Here is an 11516-nt window from a genome sequence, read left to right as displayed (position 1 = left end):
GGCAACCCCAGATCCGTTCCGCCCGCCCCCGACTCTGCCCCTCTCTCCACGGAAGGACGGGAACCGTCCATGACACGGACTCAAGACGGCCCGCGGCACCAGGACGTGCCGCCCGGCCCGCTGAGCGCGCTCGCGGGCGCCGCCTGGCAGGCGCTCCTCTTCGCCGGCATCGCCTCACTGGTCCTCGGCGTCATCGTGCTGGTCTGGCCGGACGCCTCGCTGTTCGTGGCGGGGCTGCTCTTCGGCCTCTTCCTGCTGTGCAGCGGTGTCATGCAGCTGATCGCCGCCTTCGGGACCCACACCACGACGGCCCTGCGCGTCATGGCCTTCATCAGCGGCGCCCTCTCGATCCTGCTGGGCCTGCTGTGCCTCCGGGGCGCGACGCAGTCGATTCTGCTGCTGGCGCTCTGGATCGGGATCGGCTGGCTCTTCCGGGGCATCACCGAGACCATCGCGGCCGCCTCCGACCCGACGATGCCGGCGCGCGGCTGGCACGTGTTCCTCGGCGTCGTGAACGCGCTGGCCGGTGTGGTCCTCATCGTCTCCCCGCTGGAGTCGGCCGCGGTGCTGATGGTCCTGGGCGGCATCTGGCTGCTGGCCGTCGGCGCGGTCGAGATCGTCACCGCGTTCCAGGTGCGGTCGCGCGCCAGGGACCTGCCGCCCGGGGTCTGACGGCGTCCGCGCGCCACCCCCACCCCCCCTCGCCGTCCGCCCGGTTCCCGGGTGGGCGGCGGCGTCGTTGACGCGTGCGCTACATTTTGCCGGTCCTTGACCACCGATCCCCCGTGATCGCGATCCCCCGGAGACCGGCACACCATGAGCGACATCGTCAACGGCCTCGGCCGGGCCGGAGCCTACGGCGCCCTCGGCGTGGTCCTGCTGATACTCGGCATCGTCCTCGTGGACGTGCTGACCCCGGGCAAGCTGCGCCGGCAGATCTGGGAGGACCGCAACCGCAACGCCTCGATCCTGCTCAGCTCCGCTCTCCTTGGCATCGGCGGCATCGTCTTCACCTCGATCTGGACGACGTACGACAACTTCGGCAAGGGCCTCGTGTCGACGGCCGCGTTCGGCCTGCTCGGTCTCGTGATGATGGCCGTGGCGTTCCTCGTGGTGGACCTGGTCACGCCGGGCAGGCTGGGCGCCACCCTGGTCGACCCCGAGCCGCACCCGGCGGTCTGGGTGACGGCCTCCTGCAACATCGCGGTCTCGGCGATCGTCTCCGCCTCGATCGCCTGACTCCGGCGGGGCACGGCCCGTCCGCCACGCCCCTCCCCGGAGCACGGGCCCGTCCGCCGCGCCGCACCCCTGGCCCGCGCCGCTCGCCCCGCCGGTCCCGGTCCGTTCAGCCCGGCAGCGGCTCCACCTCCAGGTATCGGCGGCCGCGCGGCCCCTTGTACAGGAGGGCCTCCCAGCCGAGCCGCTCCAGGACCGGTACGCAGCCGCCGAGGGCCGTCGCCTCCTCCAGGGCCGCGCCCGAGCCCGGCGGGCCCAGCCATTCGACCACCACGGCGCCCGGCCGGTCCGCCGGCCGGACGCGGTAGCCCGTGGCGGTCCGGAGTCCGGCGGCGTCCACGGCCGAGGGGCTGAGGGAGCCCGACTCCAGGGCGAGCGCCACGGCCCGGACCGGCTGCCGGCGCTCCCAGTCCGCGGGCACGGCCCCCGGGTCGCCGCCGCCCCGACGGTGGGTCAGCCGTCTGATCTGGAGCAGCCCGTCGAGGGCGGCCCGCACCTCCCGGGACCGCTGCTCGGCGTCCGCCGGGGGCGGCGGGCCGTCCCCCGTGGCCGCCTCGAACGTGCCGCCGCCCCCGTGACCCGTCGTCACTGCAACCGCCGGATGTCACCGCGGACCCGGTAGAAGCCTCCCGCCGCCGCGTGCAGGGCGTCGACCACGTACCGCGCGCCGGGCTGCCGGATCGCGCGCGGGAACTGCACGTTCCACGCGGAGTCGTAGCCGTCGGAGACCACCCGGACCCGGGTCCTGCCCGATTCGTTCACGCACTCCACGACCACCGAACCGGCCGGGGCGACGCTGACGGAGGTGACGGCGGTGACGGTCGTGGCCGGTTCGTACACGGGCATGGCCGCGGCGAGCTTGATGTCCCGCGCGACCGGCACCGTGCCGCCCTGGGCGGCCTGGATCGCCGCCTCGCTCGCGTCCACGCAGACCAGTGAGCCGTCCGTGGTCACCAGGTAGAGGCGCTCGTCGCGGTACTGCATGGAGAGCGCGGAGCCGCCTCCCGTGCCGAGCTTCCACAGCCGGGTGCCGTCCTCCGCGAAGCAGTAGACGGAGGAGGCGGAGTCGGCCGCGAAGACGAACCGGCCGCCGGGCGAGGTGGCGCAGGAGTACACCGGGCTGTCGCAGGCGTAGACCGCCTCCACGCGGCCGTCCTTCTTCGCGAGCCGCTGGACCTTCTTGCGGGCCGTGCCCGCGTAGACCGCGGTGTCCTCCTGCCAGCCGAAGAGCACCCCGCCGTCGGTGGCCGTGTGCCACAGCTCGCCGCCGCCGTCCGGCGCGTGGGCGGCGACGCCGCGCGTGTCCCCGTAGTAGACGGCGTCCTTGTCGGCGCGGACCATCCAGGCGTGCTCGCCCTGGCCGCCGCGCGCCCACTGGTGCTCGTCCTCGTGGTCGATGACCGTGAGCCGGCCCGAGCGGTCGGCGACGTGCAGGACGCCCTCGTGGATGTCGAGCCAGAAGATGTCGACGTCGGTCGCGATGTCGTAGGCGGCGAAGGGCAGCTTCGACGACAGGTCGTACACCTTGCCGTCGTCGCAGCCGGCGTAGATCCAGAAGTCGTCGGCGACCAGGCACTTGACGCCGTCCGGCAGGCTGAACCGGGCCTGGACCTCGCCGGAGCGGTCGAGCGTGAAGACGTCCCCCGCCTGGTTGCCGACCCAGCAGCGCTCCTCGTCCACGTGGATGCCGAAGGCGGCCGATCCGGTCCGGAAGCGCCAGAGCACGGGGGCGACGGCGCGCGCGGTGGAGGGCGCGGAGGTCACCGCGCGGCGCGTCACGGCACGGGCCGCACGCACCCCGCGGACCGCCGGGGCGTACCCCTTGCGGACCTTCTCCCCTATCTTCTTCGCCGCGGCCGCCTGCGCCTTCGCCCCCGTCGGGAACGTGGAGGTCTGCGTCTGCCCCGCGGCCCCGATCCGGCCGTAGCGGACCGACACCGTGAGGTCGTCCACGGTCACTTCGTAGAACTTGTGGGCGGCGCCGTCGTCCTGCGACAGCTCCAGATAGGTCGTCGTCATGGGAAGAACGGTAGGCGCAGCCACTGACAACGGCCCGGGTGAGGCCATGATCGGAGACGTGCGGGTCCTCCGTCAGGAGTCGAGGGGGCCACGGGGCTTCGGAGTCGAAGCGGCCACGGGACTTCGGAGGCGGCCGGACCCCGGGGGGGCGTAACCACGGGCGACGGGCCTGCCGCCCTCGGCGGCGGGCTTCCCGTAGAGGCCGACGCCGGTGTGCCGCGAGCCGTCGGGGGCGGGTTCGGCGAGGGTGACCTGGCGGCCCTTGAGCACGGTGTGCCAGTTGCCGGCGCCGACGAGGGTGACGTCGTCGACGACGATGTGCCGGTCGACGCGGAAGGTGCCCGGCGGGAGGTAGACGGGGCGGTCCAGGCGCCGGGCAGAAGGTTCGGCTCACCGTGCCCGCCGGCAGCCCGGCCGCCTGGACGGTCATCGACCTCCTCGACACCGAACTGGTCGCTCCGCCGCACGTCGAGCGGGGCGGCGTCGACGTGCGCCTGCTCGGCGCGGACCCCACCGGCCGCAGGGACGCGGCCCCCGCCATCGAACGGGCCATCGCCCTCGCCCGGCGCCTGGACCGCCCCGTCTACCTCCCGCCGGGCACCTTCCGCGTCGACCGGCACATCGTCGTCGACGACGTCACCCTCGTCGGCGCCGGCAACTGGCACACCGTGCTCAAGGGCCGCCAGGTCACCCTCGCCGAACCCGCCCCCGACGGCTCGCGGCACACCGGCGTCGGCCTCTACGGGAAGCCCGCCGCCGAGGGCGGCAGCCGCAACGTCCACCTGCGGGGGTTCACCATCGACGGCGACGTCCGCGAGCGGATCGACACCGACCAGGTGAACGCCGTCGGCGGGGCCATGAGCGACTCCACCATCGACGGCCTCCACCTCCGCCACACCAAGGTCGGCCTCTGGTTCGACGGCCCGATGCGGAACGTGAAGGTCACGAACAACATCATTACCGACCAGATCGCGGACGCCCTCAACTTCCACACCGGGGTCACCGACTCGCTCGTCCGGAACAACTTCATCCGCAACACCGGGGACGACGGCATCGCCCTCTGGTCGGAGAAGACCGCCGACGCCCGCAACACCATCGCCCGCAACACCGTCCAGTCACCCACCCTCGCCAACGGGATCGCCGTCTACGGCGGAGCCGACACCACCGTCACCGGCAACCTCGTCGCCGACCCCGTACGCGAGGGCAGCGGGCTCCACGCGGGCGCCCGCTTCGGCGCCGAACCCTTCACGGGGACGCTCCGGTTCACCGACAACACCACCGTCCGGGCCGGCACCCTCGACCTCAACTGGCGGATCGGACTCGGCGCCCTCTGGTTCTACGCCCTCGACGGCTCGATCGACGCCGACGTACGGGTCACGGGGGACCACTACCTCGACTCCACCCACAACGCGATCATGCTGGTCAGCGAGTACGGGGTGAAGGACCGCTACGGCATCCCGTCGGTCCACTTCAAGGACATCCGCGTCGACGGCACCGGGAACTCCGTGGTCAGCGCCCGTACGGCCGGCTCCGCGACCTTCGAGAACGTCGACGCCCGCAACGTCGGAGCCGTCGGCGTCAACAACTGCGGCGCGTTCAACTTCCCTTCGACGGGCTCGGAGTTCACCCTCACCGACCGCGGCGGCAACGACGGCGGCTGGCTGGCGCCCTGGCTGCTGCCGAACACGATCACCTGTGACGACCGGCCGCCGGTCGTCGCACCCCCGGCGCCCTCGCCCTGGTCCTGACGTACGGCCGCCGGCGGGGACGCTCCCCGGCGCGCGCCCTTCCGGCGGCCTTCCAGGGCGCGACCGCGCCCCTCCCATCCCACCGACGCCAGGCGGAGGTCCGCATGAGTCGCACCATCACGCTACGGAACGTCAGCAAGAGGTTCCCCGACGCCGGCGCGCCGGTGGTGCGGGACCTCTCCCTCACCGTCGGGCCCGGCGAGTTCCTCGTCCTGCTGGGGCCCTCGGGCTGCGGCAAGTCGACCGTCCTGCGCCTGATCGCCGGTCTGGAGGACATCAGCGAGGGCGAGCTGTACCTCGACGACCGGCTCGCCAACCACATGACCGCCCGCGAGCGCGACATCGCCATGGTGTTCCAGAACTTCGCGCTCTACCCCGCCATGACGGCGCGCGAGAACATCGGCTTCCCGCTGCGCCTGAAGGACCCCTCGGCCGACCCCGACCCGCGCGTGGTGGCGACCGCCCGGATGCTGGCCATCGAGGACCTGCTGGACCGAAGACCCGGCCAGATGTCCGGGGGTGAGCGGCAGCGGGTGGCCATGGGGCGGGCGATCTCCCGAAGACCGTCGGTCTTCCTGATGGACGAACCGCTCTCCAGCCTGGACGCCAAGCTCCGCGGTCACCTGCGCGCCGAGATAGCGCGGCTGACCGCGGAGCTCGACGTGACGACGGTCTACGTCACCCACGACCAGGCGGAGGCGATGTCGCTGGGCGACCGGGTCGCGGTCATCCGCGAAGGGACCCTCCAACAGATCAGCCCGCCCAGGGAGTTGTACGCCCGCCCGGCGAACGTGTTCGTGGCCGCCTTCGTCGGGACCCCGCGCATCAACCTGCTGGAGGGCGTCGTGCACGCCCCCCTCGACGGGCCCATGCGGCTCATCCTCGGCTCCCAGAGCCTGCCACTGCCCGAACCGCTGAGCGTCGACCACCAGTTGCTCCGCATCCAGCAGGGGCTCCGCACCACGGTCGGACTGCGCTCGGAGGCCGTACGCCTCGCCGCTCCCAGCGAGGCCCGGCGGGGCGAGGTGCCGCTGGTCGGGGTCGTGGGGCACGTCGAGTACCAGGGACACGAGGTGCTGGTGCATCTGAACACCGGCTCACGGCCGGCGTCCGTCGGCGACCTGGAGGCGGCCCGTTCCCGGGCGGCGCSGCGCCGCCGGAGCGAGCCGTGGTGGCGGGGGATCGGCCGGCCCGCGGCCCGCGGCGGTGCCGCCCCGGCCGGTCCGTCGTACACCGCGGCCTCGGAGCGGGACGCCGACGCGGGTGCCGAGCGCCGCGGTCGCGTGCGGAGCGACCTGGTGGTGCGGACCGGGCCCCAGGGGCGGCCGGCGCGGGTGGGTGCCCAGGTCCCGCTGCTGGTGGACCTGGAGCAGCTGTACGTGTTCGACCACCGGGGCGACCGGATCTGCCCCGCGCCGGACGCGCCGGCCACCCTGGGGCGGTGACGCGGAGCCGTCCCGGAGTACCGCACGGTTTGCGCTGACCGGTTTCATCAGTCGTCAGATTGGCGCAATTCCCTTGCGTTGTTTGCGCTAGAGTTGCGTGTATGACGCGACGACTTGCTCAGGTGGCGAAGAAGGTGGGGGTCAGCGAGGCGACGGTGAGCCGTGTCCTCAACGGCAAGCCCGGGGTCTCGGAGGCGACCCGGCGGTCCGTGCTGACCGCGCTCGACGTGCTCGGCTACGAACGGCCGACGCAGCTGCGGGGCGAGCGCGCCCGGCTCGTCGGCCTCGTCCTGCCCGAGCTCCAGAACCCGATCTTCCCGGCGTTCGCCGAGGTCATCGGCGGTGCGCTGGCGCAGCAGGGGCTCACCCCGGTGCTCTGCACCCAGACCAAGGGAGGCGTGTCGGAGGCCGACTACGTCGAACTGCTGCTCCAGCAGCAGGTCTCCGGAGTGGTTTTCGCCGGCGGGCTCTTCGCGCAGGCCGACGCCCCGCACGACCACTACTACCGGCTGGCCGAGCGCAGCATCCCCGTGGTCCTCGTCAACGCGTCGATCGAAGGCCTCGACCTCCCCTGCGTCTCCTGCGACGACGCCGTCGCCATCGAGCAGGCCTGGCGGCACCTCGCCTCGCTGGGCCACGAGCGGATCGGCCTCGTGGTCGGCCCGGAGGACCACATCCCCTCGCGCCGCAAGGTGGAGGCCGCCCGGGCGGCCTCCGAGGCGGCCGGCATGCCCTGGTCCGACGACCTGGTCGAGCGGTCGATCTTCTCGCTGGAGGGCGGGCAGGCCGCCACCGCGCGCCTGCTGGCCCGCGGGGTGACCGGCATCGCCTGCGGCAGCGACCCGCTGGCGCTCGGCGCGATCAGGGCCGCCCGCCGCCGCGGGCTCTCCGTGCCCGGGGACGTGTCGGTGGTCGGTTTCGACGACTCCGCTCTGATGACCTGCACGGAACCCCCGCTGTCGACGGTCCGGCAGCCGATCGAGGCCATGGGCCGCGCCGCCGTCGACCTGCTCATCGCGCAGATCCGGGGCACCCAGCAGCACCCCGGCGAGCTGCTCTTCGAGCCCGAGCTCGTCGTCCGCGGATCGACCGCCCCGCCGACCCCGCGCTGATCCGCCGGGGCGCCCCGCCCGCGCCCCGGCCGACCGTCAACCACCTGCATACAGAACAGAACTGACTGACCCTCACCCGACGGCACCGGTGTCACCGCCCCAAGCGGCCCCGACACCGGTGCCGTCGGCGTTTCCGAAACATGACGGATGTTTGCAAGTGAACGAGGACCGTTGACAAAGTCGTCATCCAGTAGAAACCTTGCGGGCTGACGGCGCAAATGAGTTACAGAGTTACTCAAGAAGATGGCGAGCCGTCATTTGATCCTTGTCGGAGTCATGTCGGGCTCCTGGCGCGTGACCCTGTCGAACTCGTCCGAGCTCCCCTGCCGCGTGCCGCGCCGGGGAGACCGCACGGCACGGAGACGGGCCACGGGCCACGCCCGCATCGCGGAGAGGTCACCATGAGAGGCATACATCCGAGCAGGCGTCTGGGGGTCGGTCTGCTGACGGCAGGCCTGATCTCCGTAGGACTGCTCCCCGTCCCCGCACAGGCCGCGGGCGAGACCAACCTCGCCCTCGGCCGAGCGGCGACGGCCGGCGGTGCGAACGGCGGCTACCCAGCCTCCAACGTCACCGACGGCAGCCAGCAGTCCTACTGGGAGGGCCCGTCGGGCTCCTTCCCGCAGTGGGTCCAGGTCGATCTGGGCACTCAGGTCGACCTCGACCGCCTGGCGCTGAAACTGCCCACCGGCTGGGAGGCGCGCAACCAGTCCCTCGCCGTCCTCGGCAGCGCCGACGGCAGCAGCTTCAGCACCATCACCGCGGCGCAGGCCCGGTCGTTCACCCCCTCCGCCGCCAACACGGTGGCCATCGACCTGCCCACCGCGAAGGCCCGCTTCGTACGCGTCCAGGTCGGCTCCAACACGGGCTGGAACGCCGCACAGCTCTCCGAGCTGGAGATCTACGGCGAGGCCGGCGGCGACCCGGGCGACCCGCCGCCGATCACCGGTACCAACCTGGCGCGGAACAAGCCGATCGAGGCCACGTCCACGACACAGAACTACACGGCCGCCAACGCCAACGACGACAGCACCTCCACCTACTGGGAGTCGGCGGGCCACCCCGCCTCGCTGACCGTCAAGCTGGGCTCGGACGCCGAGGTCGAGGCCGTCGTCGTCAAGCTCAACCCGGACGCCGCCTGGGGCCCGCGGACCCAGTCCCTCGAAGTCCTCGGCCGGGCCTCGGCGGCCGGCGGCTTCACCACGCTGAAGGCGCGCGCCGACTACGTCTTCAGCCCCTCGGCCGGGCAGAACACCATCACCATCCCGGTGACCGGCCGGGTGTCCGACCTGCGGCTCACCGGCTTCTCCAACACCGGCGCCCCCGGCGTCCAGGTGGCGGAGATCCAGGTCCTCGGCAAGGCCGCGCCCGCCCCCGACTTCGTCGTCAACGACCTCACCTGGGAGCCGGCCACCCCCTCCGAGGCCGACGACGTGACCGCCAAGGTCACCGTCCGCAACGCGGGCACGGCCGCCGCCGTGGCGACGACGGTGAACGTCAGCGCCGAGGGCACGGTCGCCGGATCGGCCCCGGTCCCCGCCCTCGCCGCGGGCCAGTCGACGACCGTGAACGTCCCCGTCGGCAAGCGCCCGATGGGCTCGTACACGGTCTCGGCCGCCGTCGACCCGACCGACACGGTGCCCGAGCTCGACAACGGCAACAACAGCCGTACCGCGACGGACAAGCTGACGGTCACCCAGACCCCGGGTCCGGACCTCACGGTCACCGGCATCACCCCCAACCCGGCCACCCCCGCCGTCGGGGCGCCCGTCTCCTTCACGGTCGCCGTCAAGAACCGCGGCACCTCCGCGGTCCCGGCCGGCAGCGTCACCCGGCTGACCGCCGGCACGACCACGCTCTCGGGCACGACCCCGGCCATCGCCGCCGGGGACACCGCGAACGTCGCCCTCAGCGGCACGTGGACGGCCACCAACGGCGGGGTCACACTGACCGCGACCGCCGACGCCACCGGCACCGTCACCGAGACGAACGAGAACAACAACGTCTTCGGCCGGTCCCTCGTCGTGGGGCGCGGCGCCGCCGTCCCGTACACGGAGTACGAGGCGGAGGACGCCAGTTACCGCGGCTCGCTCCTGTACACCGACTCCACCCGCCCGTTCGGCCACACCAACTACGCCACCGAGTCCTCGGGCCGCGAGTCGGTACGCCTCAACTCCACCGGCGACTACGTGGAGTTCACCTCCACCAACGCCGCGAACTCCATCGTCGTACGGAACTCCATCCCGGACGCCCCGGGCGGCGGCGGCCAGGAGGCCACGCTCAGCCTCTACGCGAACGGCCAGTTCGTGCGGAAGCTGACCCTCTCCTCCAAGCACAGCTGGCTCTACGGCAACACCGACCAGCCGGAGGGGCTCACCAACACCCCGGGCGGTGACGCGCGGCGGCTGTTCGACGAGTCCAACGCCCTGCTGACCCAGTCCTACCCGGCCGGCACCAAGTTCCGCCTCCAGCGGGACGCGGGCGACACCGCCGCGTTCTACGTCGTCGACCTGATCGACCTGGAGCAGGTCGCGCCGCCGGCCGCCAAGCCGGCCGAGTGCGTCTCGATCACCGAGTACGGGGCCGTCCCCAACGACGGAATCGACGACACCGACGCCCTCCAGCGCGCCGTCACCGCCGACCAGAAGGGCGAGATCCCCTGCGTGTGGATCCCGGCCGGTCAGTGGCGCCAGGAGCAGAAGATCCTCACCGACGACCCGCTGAACCGGGGCACCCACAACCAGGTCGGCATCCGGGACGTCACCATCCGCGGCGCCGGCATGTGGCACTCCCAGCTCTACACGCTGACCCCGCCGCACCTGGCGAACGGCATCAACCACCCGCACGAGGGCAACTTCGGCTTCGACATCGACGACAACACCAAGATCTCGGACATCGCCGTCTTCGGCTCGGGCACGATCCGCGGCGGCGACGGCAACGCCGAGGGCGGCGTCGGCCTCAACGGCCGCTTCGGCAAGAACACGAAGATCAACAACGTCTGGATCGAGCACGCCAACGTCGGCGTCTGGGCCGGCCGCGACTACTCCAACATCCCCGAGCTGTGGGGGCCGGGCGACGGCCTGGAGTTCAACGGCATGCGGATCCGCAACACCTACGCCGACGGCATCAACTTCGCCAACGGCACCCGCAACTCCACCGTCTACAACTCGTCCTTCCGCAACACCGGTGACGACGCCCTCGCGGTGTGGGCCAGCAAGTACGTCAAGGACACCTCCGTCGACGTCGGCCACGACAACCACTTCCGCAACAACACGGTCCAGCTCCCGTGGCGGGCCAACGGCATCGCGGTCTACGGCGGTTACGGCAACACGATCGAGAACAACGTGATCGCCGACACCATGAACTACCCCGGCATCATGCTCGCCACCGACCACGACCCGATCCCCTTCACCGGGCAGACCCTGATCGCGAACAACGCCCTGTACCGCACGGGCGGCGCGTTCTGGAACGAGGACCAGGAGTTCGGCGCCATCACCCTGTTCGCCCAGGGGCCGGACATCCCGGGCGTCACCATCCGGGACACCGACATCCACGAGTCGACGTACGACGGCATCCAGTTCAAGACCGGCGGCGGCGCCATGCCGAACGTCAAGGTCGCCAACGTGAAGATCGACAAGTCGCTCAACGGCTGCGGCGTCCTCGCGATGAGCGGTGCCCGCGGCAGCGCCACGCTGACGAACGTCACCGTGACGAACTCCGCCAAGGGCGACATCTGCTCGCAGCCCTGGTTGAAGACGAACTGCGTGCCGGGCTGCGAGCAGATGTCGCCCTTGGCGGAGTTCGTCACGGTGACGTTCGTCAGCGTGGCGCTGCCGCGGGCACCGCTCATCGCGAGGACGCCGCAGCCGTTGAGCGACTTGTCGATCTTCACGTTGGCGACCTTGACGTTCGGCATGGCGCCGCCGCCGGTCTTGAACTGGATGCCGTCGTACGTC

General features: G+C 72.0%; 7 protein-coding genes and 2 pseudogenes. 6 read left to right on the top strand and 3 right to left on the bottom strand.

Features of this window, described 5'->3' with window-relative positions:
* The first annotated feature begins 69 nt into the window (after positions 1-69).
* A complete protein-coding gene (locus EAO70_RS01990) occupies positions 70-672 on the top strand; it encodes an HdeD family acid-resistance protein (protein WP_148001310.1) in 603 nt (200 codons plus the stop codon).
* Positions 673-816: 144 nt separating this feature from the next.
* Positions 817-1239 (top strand): DUF350 domain-containing protein, encoded by a 423-nt coding sequence (locus tag EAO70_RS01985; protein ID WP_148001309.1) that lies wholly within the window; start codon positions 817-819, stop codon positions 1237-1239.
* A 106-nt stretch (positions 1240-1345) separates the two neighbouring features.
* Here EAO70_RS01985 and EAO70_RS01980 read toward each other — a convergent pair whose 3' ends face one another.
* The 3 genes and pseudogenes from EAO70_RS01980 to EAO70_RS01970 form a co-directional block, all read right to left on the bottom strand.
* The gene (locus EAO70_RS01980; RefSeq protein WP_148001308.1) at positions 1346-1825 is read right to left on the bottom strand and encodes a hypothetical protein; all 480 of its coding nucleotides are present in this window, start codon (positions 1823-1825) and stop codon (positions 1346-1348) included.
* The gene (locus EAO70_RS01975) at positions 1822-3255 is read right to left on the bottom strand and encodes a WGR domain-containing protein (RefSeq protein ID WP_148001307.1); all 1434 of its coding nucleotides are present in this window, start codon (positions 3253-3255) and stop codon (positions 1822-1824) included. Before EAO70_RS01975 ends, EAO70_RS01980 begins: the two co-directional genes overlap by 4 nt.
* A gap of 171 nt (positions 3256-3426) precedes the next feature.
* Positions 3427-3612, bottom strand: a pseudogene (locus EAO70_RS01970) (glycosyl hydrolase family 28-related protein); the annotation flags it as partial.
* 14 nt (positions 3613-3626) lie between these two features.
* Between EAO70_RS01970 and EAO70_RS01965 the strand changes: the two are divergent.
* The 4 genes and pseudogenes from EAO70_RS01965 to EAO70_RS01950 form a co-directional block, all read left to right on the top strand.
* A pseudogene (locus tag EAO70_RS01965) lies at positions 3627-5003 on the top strand (glycosyl hydrolase family 28-related protein); the annotation flags it as partial.
* A 104-nt stretch (positions 5004-5107) separates the two neighbouring features.
* Positions 5108-6448, top strand: coding sequence for an ABC transporter ATP-binding protein (locus EAO70_RS01960; RefSeq protein ID WP_148001305.1), 1341 nt, complete (start codon positions 5108-5110; stop codon positions 6446-6448).
* A 101-nt stretch (positions 6449-6549) separates the two neighbouring features.
* Positions 6550-7560, top strand: coding sequence for a LacI family DNA-binding transcriptional regulator (locus EAO70_RS01955; RefSeq protein WP_148001304.1), 1011 nt, complete (start codon positions 6550-6552; stop codon positions 7558-7560).
* A 401-nt stretch (positions 7561-7961) separates the two neighbouring features.
* On the top strand, positions 7962-11516 hold a 3555-nt coding region (locus tag EAO70_RS01950; RefSeq protein WP_261992593.1), incomplete at its 3' end, for a CARDB domain-containing protein.

The sequence above is a fragment of the Streptomyces sp. adm13(2018) genome (genome assembly GCF_008042145.1).
In the GTDB taxonomy this organism is placed as follows: domain Bacteria; phylum Actinomycetota; class Actinomycetes; order Streptomycetales; family Streptomycetaceae; genus Streptomyces.
This window is presented reverse-complemented; position numbering and strand designations above follow the sequence as displayed.

Bases quoted from the DNA above. Each gene is read 5' to 3' on its own strand.
- EAO70_RS01990 (WP_148001310.1), top strand. From the start codon at position 70: ATGACACGGACTCAAGACGGCCCGCGGCACCAGGACGTGCCGCCCGGC.
- EAO70_RS01985 (WP_148001309.1), top strand. From the start codon at position 817: ATGAGCGACATCGTCAACGGCCTCGGCCGGGCCGGAGCCTACGGCGCC.
- EAO70_RS01975 (WP_148001307.1), bottom strand. From the start codon at position 3,255: ATGACGACGACCTATCTGGAGCTGTCGCAGGACGACGGCGCCGCCCAC.
- EAO70_RS01955 (WP_148001304.1), top strand. From the start codon at position 6,550: ATGACGCGACGACTTGCTCAGGTGGCGAAGAAGGTGGGGGTCAGCGAG.